This is a genomic window from Paenibacillus sp. sgz302115, assembly GCF_056120445.1.
Map to the genome: position 1 here is coordinate 24782 of NZ_JBVYOK010000002.1, position 21800 is coordinate 46581.

Annotated in this window: 21 protein-coding genes; 15 read left to right on the forward strand and 6 right to left on the reverse strand. The window is 50.1% G+C overall.

Annotated features, from left to right (window positions below):
• Nucleotides 1-72 precede the first annotated feature (72 nt).
• Both AC0LWN_RS05635 and AC0LWN_RS05640 read right to left on the reverse strand, forming a co-directional pair.
• Nucleotides 73-438, reverse strand: coding sequence for a VOC family protein (locus AC0LWN_RS05635; RefSeq protein WP_474663615.1), 366 nt, complete (start codon nt 436-438; stop codon nt 73-75).
• Complete coding sequence (locus AC0LWN_RS05640) at nt 435-1325, reverse strand: LysR family transcriptional regulator (RefSeq protein WP_474663616.1); 891 nt, start codon at nt 1323-1325, stop codon at nt 435-437. The genes AC0LWN_RS05635 and AC0LWN_RS05640 overlap by 4 nt, the downstream gene beginning before the upstream one ends.
• Before the next feature lie 112 nt (nt 1326-1437).
• On the opposite strand from AC0LWN_RS05640, the gene AC0LWN_RS05645 reads away from it, so the two are divergent.
• The gene (locus tag AC0LWN_RS05645) at nt 1438-1863 is read left to right on the forward strand and encodes a tautomerase family protein (protein ID WP_474663617.1); all 426 of its coding nucleotides are present in this window, start codon (nt 1438-1440) and stop codon (nt 1861-1863) included.
• Nucleotides 1850-2179 carry a carboxymuconolactone decarboxylase family protein gene (locus AC0LWN_RS05650; protein WP_474663618.1) on the forward strand — a complete coding sequence of 110 codons (330 nt, stop codon included), beginning with the start codon at nt 1850-1852 and terminating at the stop codon, nt 2177-2179. Before AC0LWN_RS05645 ends, AC0LWN_RS05650 begins: the two co-directional genes overlap by 14 nt.
• Nucleotides 2180-2235: 56 nt before the next feature.
• On the opposite strand, the gene AC0LWN_RS05655 is transcribed toward AC0LWN_RS05650, so the two are convergent.
• Nucleotides 2236-3123: a fructose bisphosphate aldolase gene (locus AC0LWN_RS05655; protein ID WP_474663619.1), complete on the reverse strand. Its 888-nt coding sequence runs from the start codon at nt 3121-3123 to the stop codon at nt 2236-2238.
• A gap of 248 nt (nt 3124-3371) precedes the next feature.
• Here AC0LWN_RS05655 and AC0LWN_RS05660 point away from each other — a divergent pair, with 248 nt between their 5' ends.
• Nucleotides 3372-5447, forward strand: coding sequence for a serine hydrolase domain-containing protein (locus AC0LWN_RS05660; protein WP_474663620.1), 2076 nt, complete (start codon nt 3372-3374; stop codon nt 5445-5447).
• 198 nt (nt 5448-5645) lie between these two features.
• Nucleotides 5646-6314, forward strand: a complete 669-nt coding sequence (locus AC0LWN_RS05665) for a helix-turn-helix domain-containing protein (RefSeq protein ID WP_474663621.1) — start codon at nt 5646-5648, stop codon at nt 6312-6314.
• Nucleotides 6315-6522: 208 nt separating this feature from the next.
• Here AC0LWN_RS05665 and AC0LWN_RS05670 read toward each other — a convergent pair whose 3' ends face one another.
• The gene (locus AC0LWN_RS05670) at nt 6523-7413 is read right to left on the reverse strand and encodes a GyrI-like domain-containing protein (protein ID WP_474663622.1); all 891 of its coding nucleotides are present in this window, start codon (nt 7411-7413) and stop codon (nt 6523-6525) included.
• Between the two features lie 147 nt (nt 7414-7560).
• Between AC0LWN_RS05670 and AC0LWN_RS05675 the strand changes: the two genes are divergently transcribed.
• The 6 genes from AC0LWN_RS05675 to pyk all read left to right on the forward strand — a co-directional run bounded on the left by AC0LWN_RS05675 (nt 7561) and on the right by pyk (nt 14808).
• Nucleotides 7561-8475, forward strand: a complete 915-nt coding sequence (locus AC0LWN_RS05675) for a nucleotidyltransferase (RefSeq protein WP_474663623.1) — start codon at nt 7561-7563, stop codon at nt 8473-8475.
• Between the two features lie 27 nt (nt 8476-8502).
• Nucleotides 8503-11370: an excinuclease ABC subunit UvrA gene (gene uvrA / locus AC0LWN_RS05680; protein ID WP_474663624.1), complete on the forward strand. Its 2868-nt coding sequence runs from the start codon at nt 8503-8505 to the stop codon at nt 11368-11370.
• A gap of 156 nt (nt 11371-11526) precedes the next feature.
• Entirely contained in the window at nt 11527-12180 is a 654-nt protein-coding gene (locus AC0LWN_RS05685; RefSeq protein WP_474663625.1) for a TetR/AcrR family transcriptional regulator, read from the forward strand.
• Nucleotides 12181-12208: 28 nt separating this feature from the next.
• Nucleotides 12209-12580, forward strand: a complete 372-nt coding sequence (locus AC0LWN_RS05690; protein ID WP_474663626.1) for a DUF4180 domain-containing protein — start codon at nt 12209-12211, stop codon at nt 12578-12580.
• Between the two features lie 148 nt (nt 12581-12728).
• A complete protein-coding gene (locus AC0LWN_RS05695; protein ID WP_474663627.1) occupies nt 12729-13514 on the forward strand; it encodes a helix-turn-helix domain-containing protein in 786 nt (261 codons plus the stop codon).
• A 175-nt stretch (nt 13515-13689) separates the two neighbouring features.
• A complete protein-coding gene (gene pyk / locus AC0LWN_RS05700; protein WP_474663628.1) occupies nt 13690-14808 on the forward strand; it encodes a pyruvate kinase in 1119 nt (372 codons plus the stop codon).
• 10 nt (nt 14809-14818) lie between these two features.
• On the opposite strand, the gene AC0LWN_RS05705 is transcribed toward pyk, so the two are convergent.
• Nucleotides 14819-15586, reverse strand: coding sequence for an ABC transporter ATP-binding protein (locus AC0LWN_RS05705; RefSeq protein WP_474663629.1), 768 nt, complete (start codon nt 15584-15586; stop codon nt 14819-14821).
• Complete coding sequence (locus tag AC0LWN_RS05710) at nt 15586-16692, reverse strand: FecCD family ABC transporter permease (protein WP_474663630.1); 1107 nt, start codon at nt 16690-16692, stop codon at nt 15586-15588. Before AC0LWN_RS05710 ends, AC0LWN_RS05705 begins: the two co-directional genes overlap by 1 nt.
• 198 nt (nt 16693-16890) lie before the next feature.
• On the opposite strand from AC0LWN_RS05710, the gene AC0LWN_RS05715 reads away from it, so the two are divergent.
• The 5 genes from AC0LWN_RS05715 to AC0LWN_RS05735 all read left to right on the forward strand — a co-directional run bounded on the left by AC0LWN_RS05715 (nt 16891) and on the right by AC0LWN_RS05735 (nt 21688).
• The gene (locus AC0LWN_RS05715) at nt 16891-17961 is read left to right on the forward strand and encodes an ABC transporter substrate-binding protein (RefSeq protein ID WP_474663631.1); all 1071 of its coding nucleotides are present in this window, start codon (nt 16891-16893) and stop codon (nt 17959-17961) included.
• 74 nt (nt 17962-18035) lie between these two features.
• Nucleotides 18036-18200 (forward strand): hypothetical protein, encoded by a 165-nt coding sequence (locus tag AC0LWN_RS05720; RefSeq protein ID WP_474663632.1) that lies wholly within the window; start codon nt 18036-18038, stop codon nt 18198-18200.
• A gap of 306 nt (nt 18201-18506) precedes the next feature.
• Nucleotides 18507-19562, forward strand: coding sequence for an LLM class flavin-dependent oxidoreductase (locus tag AC0LWN_RS05725; protein ID WP_474663633.1), 1056 nt, complete (start codon nt 18507-18509; stop codon nt 19560-19562).
• A 48-nt stretch (nt 19563-19610) separates the two neighbouring features.
• On the forward strand, nt 19611-20903 hold the full coding sequence (locus tag AC0LWN_RS05730; RefSeq protein WP_474663634.1) for an SMI1/KNR4 family protein: 1293 nt from the start codon (nt 19611-19613) through the stop codon (nt 20901-20903).
• Nucleotides 20904-21016: 113 nt separating this feature from the next.
• Nucleotides 21017-21688: a hypothetical protein gene (locus tag AC0LWN_RS05735; RefSeq protein ID WP_474663635.1), complete on the forward strand. Its 672-nt coding sequence runs from the start codon at nt 21017-21019 to the stop codon at nt 21686-21688.
• Nucleotides 21689-21800 lie beyond the last annotated feature (112 nt).

Here is a 21800-nt window from a genome sequence, read left to right on the forward strand (position 1 = left end):
AAGAAAGGAAATAGACCGCATCCTTAGTGATCAAGGGCGGTCTATTTCTTTTCTAGGGTGATTCACTCTTGCCTAGCTGTGCTCCGCTAACTGTACCTCGAAGCCGTCCGGGTCCAGTACATAAAAGTACCGCAGATGGGGATTCGGCGTGATGGGTCCGCGCGTTATCAGGATGCCCTGGCTTGTCAAATTCTCTATGGCCTCATCCAGCGATTCCACCTCGAACCCGATGGAAACGCCGCATTCCGGCTTCAGGATTTGACCGCTTCCCTGAATAAGCTCAATCTTGGGCTGCCCTTCCTTGCCTAACATGGCAATCTGTCTGCCTCCGCTCTCAAATCTGCGGTCAATCGGAAGCCCCAGAGTGCTGTGATAAAAATTAAGGGAAGCCTCCAGCTCGCGCACTCTGAGCGTAACCCAATTCAGGTTTACTTTCATGATTTTGAACTCCTTTTCTGTATAGTTGCCTCTCGAACATGCTGCATTAGAAGTTTCCGGGAAGATGACATATATTCGAAGTTACGCAATTGCAAGAGACCGACAGGGATGGTGGAGCCTGTTAATTCAACAGGTATTCGGACCACCTCCGGTGGTAAAGGTGTGGAATTCAGAACGGCTCCTACCGAAGGGATGCGCTGGACGAACTTAGGAATGGAAGAGATTTGGCTTACGGTATACAGATGAGGTGTTTCAGTGTAACGGGCAAACTGCTTGGCAATATGCAAATAATATAAGCAGGTATTTCCGCCTACGAACATTGGGTAATTTAAGAGCTTATCAAAAGTGATTCCGCTGCAATTTGCCAAGGGATGAGTACCTGCAACGATAAATGAAATCGTCTCCTCATATAACGGTTCGAAGTGAAAAGGAGGGGGTTCGGCAGGTTCTCCGCATATTGCAAAATCCAATTGTTGCTTAAGCAGCAGTTGGGACAGGGAGTCTGTGTTGCCGATCGTAAAGTGACAGGTGACATTGGGCTTTTGCTCCCGAAATCGCATCAATGAATTGGGCAATACATCATCTGCCAATAATTCCAGGCTTCCAATATTCAGCGTGCCAATCTCCTCTTGCTGCAGAGCTTTGGCTTGTTCAGAAACGTAGCTCCAGTGCCGGATAAGATTGTCGATTTCTGTGGCAAAAATACGTCCGGAGGCGGTCAGCTCCGCATCCCATCCCCGCTTAAATAGCTGGATACCCAGTTCTTTCTCGAACCGCTGAATTTGGTTGGTGATGGTTGACTGTGCGTAGTTCAATTTAGCGGCTGCCCGGGTAAAGTTGCCTTCTTGAATAATGGTCTGAAATGTAGTCAGTTCCTTTAAATCCATTGCCAGTGACATCTCCATCTATGAAATTGAATTTTATAATCATTTTATTCAATTATACAGATTGACTGGGGAGAAGTACAATTAGGACATCAACTGAAGGAGTGATGCAATCATGCCATTTGTCAGAGTAAGTTATATGGAAAATAAATACGACGCCGGGCAGCTACCCGTCATTAGCCGTGCAATTATGAACGCTCTAATGGAGTACTTCCATGTACCGGATGAAGATTTTTTTCAAGTGTTCCATGCCCACACCGCAAGCGAATTTTTTTATAGTCCAAATTACTTGGATATTAGTCGAACGGATCAATTGCTCTATATTCAAATCACGCTCAAATCGGGAAGAACCACTGAACAGAAGCGAGGCTTTTATAGAAAGGTAGCTGAAGAGTTATCAAGTACGGTTGGAGTTAGAAAGGAAGATGTTTTTGTTGTGCTGGTGGATACAGAATTCGCGGATTGGAGCTTTGGAAACGGCATGGCTCAGATGATTGAACAAACAGCTAATGTGGAGGTGGGGCAGATTGCAGCACCGTGAAATTGCCTCAAACGCCCGCCAAGCTTTTGGAGATACCGCCCCTTCGTTTGTCCGTTACACAGAGGATGTATTGTTCGGGGATGTGTGGAGAAGTGAGAACCTTTCGCTTCGTGAACGCAGCTTGATTACAATATCCGCGCTTGTCGCCGGTGGACTTGCTGACCAGTTGCCCTTTCACATCCGTTTGGCCCAAGAAAATGGTCTGACAGAACAAGAACTGGCAGAGGTGATGACTCACCTTGCATTTTACGCGGGTTGGCCCCGTACCGCTTCTGCGCTGCAGGTTGCCAAGAATGTGTTTCTGGAGAAAGCTTAAGAGAAAAGAACAACCCTCGGACTTAAAAAGCCCGGGGGTCGTTCGGTAATCTTCCCTTAGGTAATGGAAGCTTCGTAGATATTTTGGGTGGATTGTGCGAGCATGGCGTTGAATTCATCTTCGGTTTGCTGGTCGCTGAGCCCCTGTGATAAAGCGCGGGAGAAGCTGGCGATTAGCCCGTGGTTCTGTGCCAGCTTGGCATTGGCTTCTGCTTGGGTATAGCCGCCTGACAAAGCCACAACCCTTACCACGTGCGGATCTTTGATTAAATCGCTGTAGAAATTGTCTTCTGTTGGTATGGACAGCTTAAGCATGACCTTTACATCTTTGCCCAGGGCGGATAATTGCGTGGCAAGCTCATCTTTTAAAAGCTGTTCCGATTGGGCCTTATCCGCGCTGTGGATATCAACCTCCGGTTCGATGATCGGGACCAGGCCATACGCGGCAATTTGCTTGGCTACGGCAAACTGCTGCTCGACGACTTGCTTTATACCCGCAGGGTCCGCTTCCTTAATCAGCGAGCGCATCTTAGTCCCGAAGATATGTTTCTGAACCGCCCGCCCCAGCAGATCATCCAGACCGGGGATGGGCTTCATGAGCTGAACCCCGTTTTCGAGTTCGGCCAGCCCCTGATCGACTTTTAAAAAAGGGACAATACCCTTCTGTTCCCAAAGGTAATCGGCGGTAAATTGACCGTCAATGGAACGATCCATCGTGTTCTCAAAAAGAATGGCGCCCAAAATGTACTTGGAATCAAACGCAGGACTCTTAATAATACGCGTTCTCATCTCGTGCACCAATTCAAACATCTCTTCCTCATTGGTATAGCGGTCTTCCTGAATGCCATATTGCAGCAGAGCTTTTGGAGTGCTTCCCCCGCTTTGATCCAAAGCCGCAATGAAGCCCCTTCCCGTGTGAATCCGATCCAATTGTTTCGTATTCATGGTCATTTCTCCTTTCCCTTACGTGAAAAAATGGCAGCTTGATTCTGTTATTATAGCAAATTCGTACGCAAGCATACATTTACAGCACATTTTCATCCAGGGCGTGACAACAATGTCACATTACACTCCTGCTTGTCATCTGAATCAAACGACAGTACTGGCTATGGAGCCATACAATTAGTTTGGTGGACCGGCCTGTTCGTTCAGAACAGGTTAGCCCTAAATTTGAGAGTGGGAGAGGATTGTACTTGAACAAGAAAAGGCGTAACCGCCGCATGTGCGGCATTCTAACCGCTGTGCTGCTGACGACATTTGCCGGAGAAGCAGGTGCGGCTGCCCGGCAGCCTGAACCGGCCGCGCCGGTCTCTGTCCAGCAGCATGCCATTTCCGGCAGTGACGCCTTGGGACCTTATACGAGCGGACCGCGGGATGCCAAGGAGGTCGAGAAGTTTTTCGATGCGTTTTTTGCTCAGGATACCATTAAGGAGAAGGCCGGGGCTATTTCGGTATCCGTCGTACAGGACAGCAAAATGCTTTTATCCAAAAGCTATGGTAGTACGAACCCAGCCTCGAAGCGGGCGGAGGACGGAGTGAAGGATATCTTTCGGGTCGGCTCCGTCTCCAAAGTATTCACGGCTGCTGCTATTATGCAGCTTGTCGATCAAGGGAAGCTGTCCCTTCAGGATAATATCGAAAAATACCTGGATGGCTACAAAGTAACCAATCCCTTCGATACGCCTGTAACAATCGAGAATCTGTTAACACACACGACCGGATTTGAAGTGCGCGAACCTTCGGATGCCAGCTATCTGATGGACCCGTCCCAGCAGCCGGTCACGTTAAAACAAAGCATCTTCGAGGTGTTCCCTCCGGTAATCCGCAAGCCGGGAACGGCCTATATGTACGACAATTTTGCTTCGCGGCTGCAAGGGTATATTGTCCAGCAGGTAAGCGGAGAATCCTTCGGGAGCTATATGCAAAAACATCTCTTTGGCCCACTAGGCATGAAGTCAAGCAGCTTTGGCATGACAAAGGAATTGACCCGGCGGCTCGTACCTTCATACGACGCATCGGGAAGTGCTATTCCAGTGTACGGATTTTCGCCAAGCGAATGGCCGGAGGGCAGCATGATCTCGACAGCCTCCGATATGGCGCTGTTTATGAAAGCTTTCCTGAACGGGGGACGGGCGGCTGCCGGTACGGTGATCCTATCTCCTGCGTCGGTAAAGGCGATGTCGGCCTACAAGATAGCCATCCATCCCGATTTTCCGGATACGACCTACGGCTTTGAAGGGCCTGTGCTTCCGTCCAAAACGAACGGTGAACATGTGATCTCCAAAGGCGGCGACATTCAGGGCTATAGTTCGCTGCTGTGGCTGCTGCCTGACCGGAAAACAGGTGTCTTCGTTACTTACAATACAAATCAGGATTTGCGGAACGACCTGTTCACCGCTTTTATGGAACATTATTATGCAGGCGGCAAGCCGGCTTATAAAACGAAGGGCTACAAGGCGCAGTCCGCAGACAAACTTGCCAAATTCGCAGGGTTGTACTCCGATTTACGGATCAAATTATTGACCAGGGTCGAAGTGGTGGGGGATGGAATACTGAAGGTGAGCGATGCTTTCGGCAGCCATCAGCTTCAGCAGATCGACGATCTGTTATTCATGGATAAGGAGGGTAATCCGCTTGCATTTGAGGCGGATGCAGACGGCCGCATTACTTATTTGAAATACACCAATCTATACAGCTATGCGGCGAAAATACCGGAGCATTTGCCCGTATTCCCGGACGTCGGTGCAGATCATCCATACGCGAGCTATATTCTTAGTCTGAAATCACTCGGTTATTTGACAGAGGATCTGTCACAGCCGTTTCAGCCGCTGCAAACCGTTACCCGGGGAGCGTTCATTCATGCGTTCAACGCGATCTGGAGCATTCCCGCCTCCTCTAACCCGTCCGTATTCAAGGACACTGAACATTCTCTGTATCGAAAAGATATCCAGGCTGCGATAGAGTCCGGCTTGCTGGAGGGGACGGGGAACGGCTTGTTTGAACCGGACCGGCCGATTTTCCGCGAGGAAGCCGCTGCGATCTGTTACCGCCTGCTGACTGCAACGGGAATTCGGCAGCCGGATGCTACAGCAGCGCTGGCTCCAGGCACGTCAAAGTGGGCAGTCGATGCTGTCAGTTCTGCAGTGGCGTGGAAGCTGCATGGGCCTGAAGTTACCGAAGCGGACGGCAAGTTCGATTACGGCTCCCAGCGGGCGTTGAACAAGCAGGAGCTGGCCGCACTGCTGTTCACGATGCTGCTTCCGCAGTAAGGTTGTCTGTTATGTAAAAAAAGAATTCGTGACATAGTAGACCGCATCCATTGTGCATGAGATGGCGGTCTATTTCTTTTATGGTTTAAAATAAATGAATTTTGCATAATCTATAAGCATGTGTTGATTTTATGTTGATTTCATGAGAACTTTTCTGCTCCTATTTCGTATTTCATGGTAATATGGAGGTAAGAGGTGATGAATATGGCTATAACTGATATCTTGGAAGTACGAGAGCGTCAAGAAACCTATGCAAGCAATATCTTTTCCTCACGTCAATTGCGAGAGAATATTATTACTTACAAAATGTTATGTGATGCTGTAGAGGCTTCCGGTATGTTGATTCATCGGTTATCCGATGATGAGTTTCTTGATCACGAGAAATTTGCGGCCGCGCAACGGGAAATTGTATATTTTCTCACCCAGGTTCAGCGTTCCTTACAGGCAGAGCCCCTCAGGGCCAAGCATTACCCGACCAGAGAAGTGGCTCGTATGCTTGGGGTGTCCCACCAGACGATTTCCCGTTGGATTGCACAGGGACGGTTCGCCGGTGTCACTCGACCAGAACCGGGAAAACATGTGGATATTCCTGCCACCGCGATTCTGGAGTATCCGAGTGGTGAGACTGTACGTATTAGTGAGGCTGTGAAGTCCTATCAGGCACGTATGCAAGCTGCCGCGGAGACGGAATCTGAAGATGAACTGCGCTTCATAACCGGCAAACTTAGTACTTACGAAGAAAAATATGGCCCGATTGAGCAATTCAAGCAAAAGAGTGATTCCGGGGAACTCGTTACTTCTGATGAGGATATAGATCTGGACGTATGGACGTATTTGCTTAAAAGGAAACAGGAACTGCTTGGCTGAGTTTACGCAGGAAGTTTTCACTTCCAATCCCGGCCGATCCTGAAGGGAAAGTCCGGGACCATAGCATCTATCAATCGCTTGATGATGTTCTGAACTTTTTACGTCATCTACAATGGATTGAAAAGAGAAAGATTTGAACAAGTGAGATAGAGCAAGCAAACGGCAGAGATGCCGTTTTTTTGCCGTTTAGAAGACTTTTTAGCCTTCCTCACACCCGCGAAATCGGATAATACAAATTGCATTCGCAGTAGTGCTTATTGCATTTGGCGTAATTGATGAGCTCGAAGCTGAACTTGTCCTCCAGCTCGAATTGCACGGTGGGCATCCACGTTTCGAAGATAATCTCCCAGATGGCGATTAAGGTTCGGGAGCTGATTTCTTCCGGACGATGGGGGCCCATGTAAGTGAACACACCGTATTTGTGGGGAGCAATCTGCTTTACAGTCATATCCGGCGGAACGATGGAGCTGTGATTAACTTGTACGGACGGCTGATACCAGGTATAGCCCTGAAACGGGTCAGGGACAGTGGTGAGCCCGATGTAGGTATCTTTATTCACCGGATTGATGATTCTTGGACGGCTATGATAAAAGAAATCGACGCCAAGCCGGTTCGAGGTCTGATTCGCCATGTTGTCATTCACATCTACCCGGTGCTCCAGGCCGGCAACCGAAAAGGATGGCAGTATGCTGGTGGAGTGAAAATAGACAAGTCCTTCCCCCGCGCGGTGCAGAAAATTCGCATTGAACCGGTCCATGATCTGCAGCGGAGTAGGGCTGCGCCGCCACTTGGCCGGGCTGATGTTGAATTCTTCCTTGAAGACTCTGGTGTAGGTGCGTTCGCAGCCGAAGGAGTATTTGGACGAGATAAATTCAATACTGCTCGGCTCATGCATCAAATCCCCCAGGGAGCAGGCTATCCGTCTTCTGCGGACATATTCCATCAGTCCGGTGGACGTGGCTCCTTTCCAGATGCGCAGCAGATGGAATTTGGAGATGTTCACCTGCGCCGAGATGTTATCCAGACTTAGCTCCTCCAGCAAATGGCTTTCGATATATTCTGTGGTTTGGTTAATCGTATCCAGGAGATGAAGATCCATGTTGGCTCCTTTTATAAGTTGAACTTCACGTTTTATAACACAGCAATTTTTGTCCGGTTCGAGTAGCAGCAGTGTAGTATGATTTTACCATAACGGGAGGATGGGAACGATTACTTTATGAAGAAGGCAGGGTGAGAGTAAGAGATTATGGACAATGTTGCACAGGCAGAACTGAAAGCACGCTACATAGCTGCGCAGGAGAGCTTTATCGGGAAGGTCAAGGGCGATCCGAATGTGATTGCCATTATTGTCAGCGGGAGTCTCGCGTATGATGTGGTCTGGGAGAAAAGCGATATTGATATGACCATGATTGTCCGCGACCAGCCGCTTACCACTACGAGCTATTGCATTGATGAGGACGGCATTCTTATCAATGTGTACCTTATGGTCCGCAGTGAATTCAAGAGAGGCATGGAACGGGCAATAGGAGGGTCCTTCTCCCAATCCTACTTCTCCAAGGGGAAGATGGTCTATTCCACGGATGAGACCCTGATCGAATATTTCGAAGACCTTAAGCAGATTGGCAGTGATGATATCGCAGTTTCTGCACTCCATATTGCCGGAACGATTGTTCACCTTCGCGACAAAACCCAGAAGTGGCTGACCGTGAGAAAGGACCCGCTGTACGCCCAGTATTATCTGCTTAAGGCTGCGGAGTCGGTTGCTCATATGGAGCTGTGCATCCATGGGGAGGCGATATCCAGAGAGGCCCTCCAAAGAGCGGCAGTTCTGAATCCTGAGGCGATTGCTCCATTTTATCAGGAGGCCATGTCTCATCATATGAGCGTAGAGGAAATAAAGAGCGGCATAGAGCGGCTAGACAAGGTGCTGGAGCAGCATCTCCCCATTTTTTCCAAGCCGGTGATTGAATTTATGAGCGATCAGGAAATCAAGACCGTTACGCTGATCAATAAGTATTTTCAAGTGAGCAGCGATGCGCTGTTTGGCGTTATGGACTATTTGGTGGATAAAGGGGTCATTGAAAAGGTAACCCAGACCATCCGGATTACGCCCAAAAGCAAGCGTGCCGTTGAAGAAGTAGGTTATTTGTACATTCCGTAGACCCAAGTGCAGAAAGGAGCCTTATTCATGTCGGTAAGAACAACCATCGAGATATCCGGGGCCAAGCAAAACAACCTGAAGAACATTTCAGTGGAAATTCCGCGGGACAAGCTGACGGTGATTACGGGAGTGTCCGGCTCCGGGAAGTCTTCGCTCGCTTTTGATGTGATTTACGGGGAGGGCCAGCGGCGGTTTCTGGACTCCATCTCCACCTTCGCCAAGAGCCGGATCAGCCAGCTTAAAAAAGCAAAGGTAGACTATGTGCGCGGCTTGTCCCCGGTAATCGCGATCGAACAGAAAAAAAGCAATAACAATCCCCGCTCAACCGTCGGCACGGTTACGGATATCAACGATTATTTGCGTCTGCTCTACTCCACCGCAGGTGTCGGCAAATGCCCGGAATGCGGCCATTCCTTGAAGCAGCTCTCTGCGGCCCAGATTGCCGAGCGGATCTCCACATTGCCATTCGGTACAGTGGTAGAACTGCGTGCTCCCGTCTATAAAGTGTTCGGAGAGGATTACAACTATACCTTTCAGCAGCTTCGGGAAAAAGGGTACAAGAATCTGCTCGTAGACGGTGAAGCTTTTTCATTGGCTGAGAAGCGAGAGCTGGACGAAACCAGGGACTACCATATTGAGATGATCATTGACCGTTTTCATTTGAAGAAGGATACCTACATTCAACTGACCAAATCCATAGAAGCGGCGATGCTGGCTCTGGAAGAGGATATTATGATTAAGGTAGAGGTTCCGGGAGGCGTGGACCGTTCCTTTTATCAGGACTTCGGGTGTCCGGAGCATCATTTCTTTCTCTGCGACATGCAGCCCTTTCATTTCTCCTTCAACTCGCCTGTAAGCGCCTGCCATACCTGCCTCGGGGTGGGGATGTCTTATGTGGTGGAACCACGCTTCCTGGTGGTAGCGCCGGAGAAGAGCATCAACAAGGGGGCGCTCAAGAATACAGTCTTCAACCCGGCGGGGAAGGATAGCTACCGCTCCGTGCTGATGTACAGCTTGTCCCAGAAGTATAATTTCAGCCTGGATACTCCTTTCTGCGATCTTCCGAAGACGGTGCATGACATTCTGTTCTATGGGACCAAAGGCGAGGTTGTCCCTATGCTCCAGCCGGCTAACTCTACGAAGAAGAATTGGCTTATCGGACGGGATCGGCCGTTCTGGGGCTTCGTCAATGAGATGGAGAGCTGGTATAAGCACTACATACGGAAGAGTTCGACTACTGAAGCCTTCGAGCCGAATTTTATCAAGGAGTGTATGATTGAGAAAATCTGCCCTGAGTGTCATGGAGCAAGGCTCAAGCAGCAGCGGCTTCAGGTAATGCTTGGAGAAGAGAATATAGATCAGCTAAGCCGCAAACAGCTGCCGGAGCTGCTTCATTCACTGGAGGCGTTGACGTTTGATGAAGAGATTCGGGATGTGGCTTCCTCCATCATTCAAGAGATCAAGACCAGAGTGTCACTGCTCATCGACATCGGGCTGCACTATATCAGCCTTAGCCGGAGAAGCGACAGTATCTCTGGCGGAGAGATGCAGCGGATCAAAATGTCGACCCAGATCAGCAGCGAGCTGATGGGGATGCTGTACGTCATGGATGAGCCGAGTATTGGCCTTCATCCTAGGGATTCCAGCCGGGTCATTGATACGATGAAGAAGCTGCGGGATATAGGCAATACCGTAATCGTGGTTGAGCATGACATGGATACGATACAGAGCGCGGATTATATCATCGAAATTGGTCCGGGTCCGGGGATTCACGGCGGCAATGTTGTTGCGAGCGGCGGACTGGAGGATATTATGCATGAGCCTCGGTCGGTAACAGGCCGATATCTGTCGGGGCAAGCCTGTATCCCTGTTCCCGGGAAGCGTCGGAGCTTGGGGGATGACTTTTTAAGCATTCAAGGTGCAAGGGAGAACAATCTGAAGAATGTGGATCTGGATATTCCGCTCGGGCTGTTCATCTGTGTGACCGGGGTATCCGGTTCCGGGAAAAGCTCGCTGATCAACGAAATCCTGTACAAGCAATTGAAGATTGATAAGACTTCCGCCCGGATTGTTGCGGGGGAGCATGATTTTCTGTTTGGTTCGGACCTGCTGAACAATGTAATCAATATCGATCAGACGCCTATCGGCAGGAACAGCAAATCCAATCCGGCAACCTACATTGGCATGTACGATAAAATCCGGGATCTGTTCGCCATGCAGCCGGAGGCCATCGACCGGGGATACCAGCCTATTGATTTCAGCTTGACCCATGCGGGAGGGACCCGCTGTGAGCAATGTGCGGGAGACGGCATTATCGTGACCAACCTGCAGTTTATGGCGGATATCGAAACCATTTGTCCGGTATGTAAAGGGCTGCGGTTCTCGGAAGAAGGTCTTGAAATCAAAGTGAAAGGCAAAAGCATCGCCGATGTGCTGGAAATGACGGTCGAAGAAGCCCGCGACTTCTTCCGTGAACACAAGTACCTGAAGCACAAGCTGGACATTATGGATGAACTGGGACTTGGCTATATGCGGTTAGGGCAAAGCTCGACCACCTTGTCAGGCGGGGAGGCGCAGCGTGTCAAGCTGGCTCACGAGCTGTCCAAGATCAAGCGGGGAGCCCATAATCTGTACATCCTTGACGAGCCAACCACAGGCCTGCATCTGTCGGATATCCAAAAGCTGCTGCTGTCTCTGGGCAAGCTGGTGGACAAGGGGCATACCGTAATCGTTGTCGAGCATCATCTGGACGTCATGAAATCGGCCGATTATATTATCGACATGGGCCCGGAAGGCGGCCATGAGGGCGGTTACGTGGTTGCCGAAGGCACACCGGAGCAGGTTGCCCAAGTGGAGGCCTCCCATACAGGGAAGTTCCTGCGCACTGTGCTGTAAACGAAATAGACCGGTTCCTCTTGAAGATTGAGGAGGACGGTCTATTTTTGTTTGGAATCAGCTTGCTGCATCCTTGATTTGACAGGACGGCAGGAACAGATTATGATTTATTTATTCTGACTGATCAGTATAAATAAAATCGGATAAGGTGAGAGCATGCCCAAGCTTGGAATGGAGCCTAAACGCCGGGCTGATGTCATTAATGCCACATTGGCATGTATCAGCAGTCACGGGATTGACGGCATGACGCTGGATAAGGTGGCAGCGTATGCGGACTGCTCTAAGGGAGTTGTGATTTATTATTTTAAAAATAAGGATAATTTGACGGTTGAGGCCTTCAAGTCGTTCTTAGCCTATTATGAGCTGAAGATTGAAGCGGAGATAGAGAAGACAATGCCGGCAGGAGAAATGCTGGATGTCGTAATGAAGTATATACTGTCACCCTACCGTGAGGATACGGAGAAGGCGATTAATGTTTCGCAACTGGATGGGGTCGAGCGGATGAATATCCCGTATGAGGATCAGGCCAGGCTGTTCCTGCAGTTTTTCTCCAAAGCCATGTTGGACCCCAAACTGCAGGAGGTCATATCAACGAGCTATACGGCAGATTTGCAGGGCATTGCCAAGATAATGGAGTACGGGGCCAAGCAGGGAGAAATGGCAGTGGACGATTCCGGGAGTGCTGCATACGGATTGCTGGCTATGACGGTAGGGCTAAGCTTTTTCAGAGTGGCTAATATTCCGCCCGTAAATGGCGAAGATAACCGGTACATTGTTGAGGATTATGTCAGAAGAGTGACAGGCAGATAAGCTTTTTGAGGAGAACAGGAGGAGCATTATGAATATAACTAAAGTTGAAAAAGATGGCGTAAATATCGCAGTTGTCAGCGGCAGCGGGCCAGTGATGGTGGATGTTCAGTCCGCACTTGATCTTATGTCCACCGTACGGTATGAAGCTGACTGCGAGCGGATCGTGATACACAAATCTTTGGTGAGCGAACAATTTTTCGATTTGAAAACACGCCTGGCCGGCGAAATTCTGCAGAAGTTCATCAACTATCACGTGAAGGCCGCTATCGTTGGCGATTTCTCTGTGTATTCCAGTAAGAGCTTGCGCGACTTCATTTATGAATGCAACAATGGGAACGATATTTTTTTCCTGAGGACGGAAGAAGAAGCGATTGAAAAGCTGCTATTAGCCCATACCTGAGAAAACGGCAGAAATGCCGTTTTTTTTTGCTCTCCTTTCATCGGAATTATTGAAAAAATGCTTTCGCAACCTGTGGTTGACACTTTGTAAGCACTGATTGGTAGCGGTCTGCAGCGCGATATTCTATGATGAGTGTGAGGTGATGATCATGGACTTTGCGGATAAATTGCAGAGCTACAGAAAACAAAAAGGTATGTCTCAAGAGAACATGGCGGAAGTGATTGGTGTCTCGCGGCAGGCCGTATCCAAGTGGGAATCGGGTCAATCCTATCCTGAAATGGAGAAAATGATTGCATTAAGTGAACTGTTTGGCGTAAGTGTGGATCATCTGGTTAAGGATGTTCCCGATCATCAAGGGAAGGCAGAACCCGCAACAGTTCCTGTTTACCCGGATTTGAAATCCATGTTTCATTATGAGTACAAAAGCAAGAAAACCTGCTTTGGGGTTCCACTGGTTCATGTCAATGTTGGGCGGGGACTATATGTTGCCAAAGGAATTATTGCAATAGGCAATATTGCGGTTGGTGCTGTATCCATAGGTATTGTCGCTATCGGCGGCTTATGCTTGGGCGCGCTTGCTTTGGGGCTTATCAGCATTGCAGGACTGGCTCTGGGACTGCTTCTAGCTATAGGGGGATTGGCAGCCGGCATCATAGCCGTTGGCGGATTGGCAGCGGGCGTTTTTGCAATAGGCGGTCTGGCGCTTGGCATGTTCTCCTTTGGCGGTCTTGCCATCGCCTCACACATTGCTATAGGCGGGTACGCAAGCGGGCATATTGCCATTGGCGACACGGCGAAAGGAGCGTATGCTCTTGTTGTTCAAGACAACGATTTCAGCAGCATCAAGGCTGAGCAGGTCAGACAGCTAATCAATCAGGAGTACCCAGGCTTGTGGAAGGTGATTGCAGAGCGGATTATTTCATTTTTCAATTAATCAAGCGAGGCTAGTCAGGGAGCAAATACATACAAGGGAAAAAAGCACGCTCTGCCTGTACAATATAACACTCCATACATGCTCTCTGATGAATTTTGAGGTCTAACTGTTTTTACTGCGCAGGCAGTGGAAATAATATGATATGACTGCAAATTTAGTATAGGAGTGATTATACTTGGGTGTTGATTTGATCTGTACTATCGGTCCGGCCAGCTCTTCTCCTGCCGTTCTCCAGGAATTATTGCTTGGCGGCATGACGATTGCCCGGCTTAATATGTCGCACAGCAGCCACGAAGAACATCAAGAAGTGATCAACACTTTGAGAGCCGCTTCAGCCCAATCAGGGAAACCCGTTAAGATCATGGGCGACCTGCAAGGACCAAAGATCCGCTTGAAAAGTGTGCAGGGTGATGCGGTTCAATTAGAAGTCGGCCAGCCGTTTATTCTTGACCAGTCCGACGAGCCGGGAGGCCGGGAGCGGGCGGCGCTCGATAACGCCAGTGTGCTGGATGACATTCAAATAGGAGATACAATCCTAATTAATGACGGAGAAGTCAAGCTTGAGGTGACAGATAAAAAGCCGGGAAGCATCGCAACGCGCGTTACTGTAGGCGGAACGATCGGCAGCCGCAAGGGCGTCAATGTTCCGGGAACGAGACTTCGCTTGCCGGCGATTACAGCCAAAGACAAGCAGGATCTTCAATTCCTGCTGGAGCAGCAGGTGGATTGGATTGCATGCTCCTTTATCCGCGAGGAAGCTCACTTGAAGGAGATTCGGGAGTATATTGCTTCTTTGGGGCAATATAAGCAGCCGGGCCTCATTTCCAAGATCGAAACCGTTCATGCCGTTCTTAACTTCGCTTCAATAATGAAGGCTTCAGACGGAATCATGGTTGCCCGGGGAGATCTTGGCGTGGAGCTGCCTTTTGAGCAAATCCCGTTCATTCAAAAAGCGCTTCTCCGCGAGTGCAGCCGTTCGAAGACCTATGCCATCACTGCTACTCATATGCTCCAATCCATGACCGATCATCCCGTACCGACGCGCGCCGAGGTGACGGATATCGCTCAAGCCGTATTAGATGGTTCAGATGCTGTGATGCTGTCGGCCGAAAGCTCAGTCGGCAAATTCCCGGTGCAGAGCACTAAAGTCATGGACACTGTAGCCAAATTTGCGGAGAAAATGAGCTTAGAGGTGAAAAGCGGGGAGGATAGCCGTGATTTTACACTCGAGATGATATACGGCCAGCCTCCCTTTGACAAGCTGCGTAAGAATATTAGCTCTGCGGACAATTAACTAAAGAAAACTACCTCGTTTCCAAATAAGCAATGGCGAGCGCCCCGGTCACGGGGTTGCGGTAAGTCTCACAGGCCACATCGAATACCTGGCCAATCAATTCCTTCGTCAAAATATCCTCAGGTTTTCCGCTGGCGGCGACCTGACCTTCCTTCATGACATAGAGATAATCGCAGTATTCTGCGGCAAGGGCAAGGTCATGGAGCGCGGCGAGAATGCCGATGTCCAGCTTTTTAACAATATTCAGGATTTGCAGCTGGTATTTAATGTCCAAATGATTGGTAGGCTCATCCAGAATCATGAATTCCGGCTGCTGCGCCAGCACACGGGCCAGGATGACACGCTGCTTCTCTCCACCGGATAATGAATTATAGCTGCGGTCTGCATAACCTTCCAGGTTAACCTTACGGAGTGCGCCGGAGACGATGCTGTAATCCTCCCGGTTATCAGTCTCCAGCATTCCCTTGTGCGGGGTTCTGCCCATTGCGACCATTTCACGGACGGTGAAGTCAAAGCTCAGCTCGTTGAATTGTCCAACCACGCCCAGCTTTTGCGCCACAGCTCTGGGGCTTGATTTCATGACATCCAATTCAGATAAGAAAACATCACCCTGTCGCGGCTTGATTACTTTATAGATGCTTTTGAGAAGCGTGGATTTGCCGCAGCCGTTCGGTCCAATGAGGCCGACAAACTGCTTGTTGTGAACCTTCAGGGACACGTCCTTTACAATATTGGCATTAGAAAACGAAACGGACAGATGGTCAACTTTCAAATTCATCAGGATTTGCCTCCAAACGCATAGCCTTTTTTGATCAGCATGTACATGAACATCGGTGCGCCAATCAAGGCGGTAATAATCCCAATCGGAAGCTCCACATTCGGCACAATCGTCCGTGCAATAACATCCGTCCAGATCAGGAAGATGGCACCGAACAGGATGGACGCCGGGAGCAGCCTGCGGTGATCAGATCCGACAAGCCCTCTCACCATATGGGGGATAATCAGTCCCACGAATCCGATCATACCGCAGCTTGCTACCATTACCCCGGTAATCAGCGCAGTAAGAATCATGTAGGCCTTGCGGTATACACTCAGATTAATTCCCAGCGTGACAGCAGCCTCGTCACCGAGCAGCATCGTGTTCAGTACCCGGGATTGCAGCAGGAAAAAGATAACAGCCAGCAGGACAGCTATTGAAATCAGCGGCAGCTTATCCCAGCTCGAAGCGGCCAGGCTGCCCATTGTCCAGAAGGTGACCGTCTTGATGCCTTCGGCATTGTTGGCAAAATAGACAATGAAATTGGCAAAGGCGGTACATAACGCATTAATAACCATACCGGCCAGAACCAGCTTGACGGAGGTCATTTTGCCGCCTGCACTTGCAAGGAGCAAGACGAGCAGGGAAGCGCCGACCGCGCCGGCAAATGCCCAGAAGGCGATCCCCGTTTGACCCAATAGCCCCATAGTGCCGAAGCCGATTAAGATTGCAAACGTTGCTCCAAGAGAAGCGCCGGAAGATATACCCAGTATGTATGGATCGGCCAGTGGATTCTGAACAGCCGCCTGCATGATGGTTCCGCATAACGTAAGGCCGGCACCGATGAACATAGCCATCAGGACGCGGGGGAAACGGATTTTCCAAATAATATCAACGTAAGAACCGGAAGTCAGCTCCTGGACGTCTCCGATTTGAATGCCTGTAATGTGGTGGAGCAGAATCCGGTAGGATTGTGCTACGGGGATGTCTACCTGCCCGAAGGAGACTGCTGCGCCAACCGACAGGATTGTAATAATCAGCAGGGCAAGGATGACCGTCATGAAGCCGTAACGGGTATAAATAATGGACTGCTTTGGTTCAGATTGCTCTAATAGATCAGTTTGCATGGCATTCAAAAGGCTCCTTAATGATTATGTTTATTTTAAAATATAATTCACAATGAGAATGATTGTCAATGATAATAGTTCTCATTGACAGATAGCCCGACTTTCTATATTCTACGAGAAGTATCTCATGCTGGGCAGCGGCTTGATGCCTGCCGGACAGGATACACACTTGTATTTATAGCAAAGGGGACTAGAAGCATGAAAAATGTATTCAAGAGATATGCGCCGCTGTTCGCGGTTCTGGTAATGGCGGTTATGATAGCGGCTTGTTCTTCGAAGTCACAGAATCAGAATGAAGCGGCAAGCTCTGCAGCGCCTAAGAGCAGCAGCAATACCAGCACAGAGACGGCGGCTCCAAGCAACAAGACAGTATACCCGCTCACAATTGAGAACTACACGAAGCAAGGTGAAGGAGCGGAATGGACGGCCAAATCCCAGACCTTCGACAAGGCTCCTGAAAAAGTTGTAGCCAATACCCAGGGCGCCGCCGAGCTGCTGATTAAGCTGGGCTTGACCGACAAAATGGTGGGAGTTGCCGCACTCTACGGCAATGGTGATCCCTCTGTTCAGGAGGAATTCAAGAAAATTCCTGTAATCTCCAAGGAGTATGCAAGTAAAGAGCTGGTTGTTGGGGCAAGTCCGGATCTGGTCCTGGGACGCGGTGATCTGTACGCAGATGCCGACTGGGGAGTTGGAACTGTAGATGGATTGAATGAGCTTGGCATTAAGACATTCGTGCAGAACACCAGCGTTAAGGGAGCGACCCTTGACAGCTTGTACAAGGATATTGAGCAGCTTGGTCAAATTTTTGATGTTCAGGACAAAGCAGCCGCCTATACCGAGGAATTGAAGAGCCGTGCACAGAAGCTGAAGGATGATTCCGCCGCCAGAGGCGAGAAGACCTTTGCGTATGTTTCCGATGGCGGAAATGGAGAAATCAAGGTGTACAGCGGGAATATCGACACTTTCGCCGGAGATGTTCTTGGCCTGCTTGGACTCAAAAACAGCTTCGGTACGGTTACAGGCGATATCAGCAAAGAGCAGCTGATCGCGACCAACCCGGATGTTCTGCTGCTCTCGGTGTACACCGGAGGAGTGGACCCGGAGCAGACGCTGAAGGCATTCTACGCCGATCCGTCGCTGCGAAGCCTGAAAGCCATCAAGAACAAGGCGATTTATAAAATCGACTTCAACCAGTTCTGGGGCTACAGCTACTCGATCTTCGACGGGGCTGAGAAGCTCGCATCCGAACTCGTTGCTAAGCCGTAAATTGAGCTGCTATTCGCTCAGTTTACTAGAAGCGGATTGGGCCGTCACCAGGGTGACGGTTCGGTCTGCTTTTTGTGGTTTGGGGCAGAAACAACGGCAGAAATGCCGTTGTTGGAGCGCCTCCGGCGGGAACCGGGCGGAACAACGGCAGAAATGCCGTTGTTGGAGCGCACCCGGCGGGAATCGGGCGGAACAACAGCAGAAATGCCGTTGTTGAAGCGCTCCCGGCGGTCTGTTAGGTTCCTGCCCGTATAGATTGAATTTAGAATTACCAAAAAGGAAAAGTGACGGAGGGGAAGTTTGGAACTGTAGGAGCGGTAGCGTCCGTCTTTATGATTGAATTTCTACCGCGGGCAGCGGGTTACAATCAGGAAATTCAATCATAACAACGGCCGGAAGTCCAAACATTCTCTGGAGTCACGACTTGACCCTTTTTAGAAATCCTAAGCTCAATCTATTATCTTAATTTTAATTTTGAATATTAAGCACTAAAGATATAAAATATAGTGGCTAACGATTTGATAAGAGCTTGGGGGAACAGAAGAGTGGAACTGGGAATAAGCACCTTTGTCGAGACAACACCTGACGTTGAAACGGGTAAAACGATGAGCCACGCGGAACGGATGCGTGAAGTGGTAGAGGAAATTATACTTGCCGATGAGGTAGGCTTGGATGTATACGGGGTAGGGGAGCATCACCGTCCGGATTTTGCCGCTTCATCGCCGGCGGTGGTGATGGCTGCGGCTGCGTCCCGGACAACGAGAATCCGGTTGACCAGTGCCGTTATGATCCTGTCGTCAGCCGATCCGGTGCGGGTGTTTCAGGATTTTGCTACACTGGACGGCATTTCGAACGGCCGGGCCGAGATTATGGTCGGCCGTGGTTCGTTTACAGAGTCTTTTCCGTTATTCGGATGTGATCTGAAGGATTACGAAGAATTATTCGAAGAGAAGCTGGATTTGCTGCTTAAGCTCCAGGAGTCTGAGCGGGTAACCTGGGAAGGCAAACACCGGCCTGCTGTACATAATCTGGGGATCTATCCCCGTCCGGTGCAGCAGCCTTTGCCGGTGTGGATTGCCAGTGCGGGGAGCCCTGAGTCTGCGGTCCGCGCAGGGGCGCTTGGTCTGCCTTTTGCGCTGGCGATGATCGGAGCGGTACGTCCGCTGCAATTTGCGTCACAGGTGCAGCTCTATAAAGAAGCGGCGGCCAAGGCGGGACATGACAGCTCACGGCTGCCGATAGCAGCGCACGCTCATGGCTTTATTGCTGAGAGCACGCCAAAGGCCATCGAACAGTTTTTCCCATCCACTTATGCCAGAACGAATGTAAGAGCGGTGGAGAAGGGATTGCCTGCCTATCACCGGTCGGATTATGATGCCGCCTGCAGCTTTGACGGAGCTTTGTATGTAGGCGATCCAGAGACGGTTGCGGACAAAATCATCCATCTGCGCAAGCATGTGGGGATTACAAGATTCCTGCTGCATGTGCCGCATGGCACAATGCCTCATGCCCAGGTGATGGAAGCCATCAGACTGCTTGGCACAGAAGTTGCGCCCCGCGTGCGTGCGGAAGTTGCGCGTTGGGAGCAAGACAACCTGTAGGAGGCAGCTTATATAATAAGTAATGGCAACATACGGGAGGCGGGTCCGATGAAATCGCAAATGGATATCTGGAAGCGGCAATGGCAGGAGCTTATTGAGGCGCTTGGGCGGCAGGGTGCGGACACCCGGCTGAATATTGCTCCTCCTGCTACGGAAGGCGAGCTTGCCGAATCGGAGCTCCGGCTCGGAATTCGGCTCCCAGAGGAGCTTCGCTCCTTACTGAGGGAGGGTGCAGGCCAAGCTTACGTCTACTGGAGCTTGCCAGACGAAGCAATTCTGCCTTTTGAGGTGAGCGGTGAAGTGGGCTGGGCTGTGGAGCAACTGGGATTCTTCGCTTTCACTGAAGAAGATTCCGATGAGAATCAGCGTTATCTCAGCTTTCATTTGGCCGGTAACGGAGATGAGCTGCTGCTGGACTTGCACAGTCCTTCCGGAACGGCAGTCGTACACTGGGCACATGAAACGGCAGAATATTTGCTGCTGGCTCCGTCGTTGACAGAGTTCATCGACAGGGTCACAGCGCTGGGTTGTGTGGGGGCGGAGGAATGGCAGTACCCCGGATTTTGCGGGAAAGCCGGACTGGACCCGGAGCTGCCCGCCAGCAGGCAATGGAGAGCTTGGCTGCATCAATACCTGACACTGACCCTGGAGCAGGCGCAGAATGACTTGAACTCACTCCTTCTCTACACGGAAATGTTCGGTACGGATAAGGAGACTGCCGAAGCCTTCGCGCTATATAACGCCGAAGAGGTGCTGCAAGCCTTTGTAGGGCGGGCAAGCCATGAACAGAGCAGCGGCAACAGAGAAGCTATTATTTGTCTTGCCGGAGAGGTGCTTGGGCAACAGGCAGCAGGCTTTGTGCGCCCACTGTGGTCAGATGCTCCGCCCGTTACAATAAGCCGGAGTTCACTTGCTTATCTGTCTGCTCTTTGCCTGCCGAAAGGCGAAGGGTTGGAGCGTGTCCTCACCATGCTGGAGACTTCTGCGCAAGCGCAGAAGCTGAGCGGTTATGAGGCGAATTCACAGCTTCAATTCTTTCATAGCCGCAGCGTGCTGGACTGGATGGAGGACAAGGTCGCTTATCCGTATGACGGGTGGGATACGCTGTATGCTCACTCGCAGCCCTCTTCGTCCGACATTATTCATTGGCTTGGTAGCGGTGGCGTTCACCGCCAGATTGCTGTTTCAGCGCTGCCCGATCTGCTCGGCGATAAGGGGACTGAGGTCTTCAGTTCAGCAGATTTGCGGCAGATCCGCCGTTTGCTGGAGCAGGCGCTTGAGGAGGCAGTGCTGAAAAAAGAAAAGCAGGCTGTCCGCGAAGCTCTTGAGCGGCTGGATTAAGCGTTATTTTTTAACATTCCCGCCTGTAATCTTGTCTATTGCATGTCTTGTCTATAACAAGATGTCGCTTCCAGCCTTGGAATGGTATTATAGGAAGTGGGGTGAATATGATAATGAACAATAAGTTAACGAGCGATGAAGCAGCAAACGAAGAAATAACCCATGAAGCTGAAGTAAATGAGGAGAGGGTCGGCACCGAGGAACCGTTGACCGAAGAAGAAAAGCTGGCAGCGCTTGTCAACGCGGTTCACCATAACGGCATTGTAGCGCTCAAGATGCATTTCCAAGAGGTTCAGGGTCAAGTGATGAATCTGGAAGCGTATGGTCCGACTTTTGTGTTTCATGTTATGGACGAAGCGAAGGATGTATATTCCTGCGGGTTTTTCCTGCGTGAGCTGGTTGCCAGATTCCAGACGAATAACAGCCCTTCAGTGTGGATGGCATCTTTCTTCATCGACTTGATGAAGGTCAAGGGAGGCAAAGCCCTCTTACCGCCGCCTACAAGCGAAGAAGAAGCCAAAGCCATGATTGATAACATATTGGTGCCACACTGTATCGCAGCCGTGCAGGAAGAGTTTGCGCCTGAGCAGGTGCACGCTGGCCTGGCCTGGAATGAGGTTCATGGTCCGGTATTTGAAGCAGGATTCCCGGCGGTAACCGAAGGAAATAACGTTTGTGCAATTCCTCTGCATCTGTTGCTGATACATCTTCAACTGAACCGGGACCCTTCGGAGCTGCTGATTCAAGGCATGTACAACATTCGGAAAGAACATGGCATGGAATAAGCATTGCTTTCAGCTGCTGTGCCAATAATGAAAGAATGAAAGAGATAGACCGCATCCTTTTACAAGGAAGGCGGTCTATCTTTTTACATATATATTGGTATTTGCAAAGAGG

What these genes read in the sequence shown, in the direction of transcription:
- AC0LWN_RS05635 (WP_474663615.1), bottom strand. Translation starts at nt 438, where the DNA reads ATGAAAGTAAACCTGAATTGGGTTACGCTCAGAGTGCGCGAGCTGGAG.
- AC0LWN_RS05640 (WP_474663616.1), bottom strand. Translation starts at nt 1,325, where the DNA reads ATGGATTTAAAGGAACTGACTACATTTCAGACCATTATTCAAGAAGGC.
- AC0LWN_RS05645 (WP_474663617.1), top strand. Translation starts at nt 1,438, where the DNA reads ATGCCATTTGTCAGAGTAAGTTATATGGAAAATAAATACGACGCCGGG.
- AC0LWN_RS05655 (WP_474663619.1), bottom strand. Translation starts at nt 3,123, where the DNA reads ATGAATACGAAACAATTGGATCGGATTCACACGGGAAGGGGCTTCATT.
- AC0LWN_RS05665 (WP_474663621.1), top strand. Translation starts at nt 5,646, where the DNA reads ATGAATATGGCTATAACTGATATCTTGGAAGTACGAGAGCGTCAAGAA.
- AC0LWN_RS05670 (WP_474663622.1), bottom strand. Translation starts at nt 7,413, where the DNA reads ATGGATCTTCATCTCCTGGATACGATTAACCAAACCACAGAATATATC.
- AC0LWN_RS05675 (WP_474663623.1), top strand. Translation starts at nt 7,561, where the DNA reads ATGGACAATGTTGCACAGGCAGAACTGAAAGCACGCTACATAGCTGCG.
- uvrA (WP_474663624.1), top strand. Translation starts at nt 8,503, where the DNA reads ATGTCGGTAAGAACAACCATCGAGATATCCGGGGCCAAGCAAAACAAC.
- AC0LWN_RS05685 (WP_474663625.1), top strand. Translation starts at nt 11,527, where the DNA reads ATGCCCAAGCTTGGAATGGAGCCTAAACGCCGGGCTGATGTCATTAAT.
- AC0LWN_RS05690 (WP_474663626.1), top strand. Translation starts at nt 12,209, where the DNA reads ATGAATATAACTAAAGTTGAAAAAGATGGCGTAAATATCGCAGTTGTC.
- AC0LWN_RS05695 (WP_474663627.1), top strand. Translation starts at nt 12,729, where the DNA reads ATGGACTTTGCGGATAAATTGCAGAGCTACAGAAAACAAAAAGGTATG.
- AC0LWN_RS05705 (WP_474663629.1), bottom strand. Translation starts at nt 15,586, where the DNA reads ATGAATTTGAAAGTTGACCATCTGTCCGTTTCGTTTTCTAATGCCAAT.
- AC0LWN_RS05710 (WP_474663630.1), bottom strand. Translation starts at nt 16,692, where the DNA reads ATGCAAACTGATCTATTAGAGCAATCTGAACCAAAGCAGTCCATTATT.
- AC0LWN_RS05715 (WP_474663631.1), top strand. Translation starts at nt 16,891, where the DNA reads ATGAAAAATGTATTCAAGAGATATGCGCCGCTGTTCGCGGTTCTGGTA.
- AC0LWN_RS05730 (WP_474663634.1), top strand. Translation starts at nt 19,611, where the DNA reads ATGAAATCGCAAATGGATATCTGGAAGCGGCAATGGCAGGAGCTTATT.
- AC0LWN_RS05735 (WP_474663635.1), top strand. Translation starts at nt 21,017, where the DNA reads ATGAACAATAAGTTAACGAGCGATGAAGCAGCAAACGAAGAAATAACC.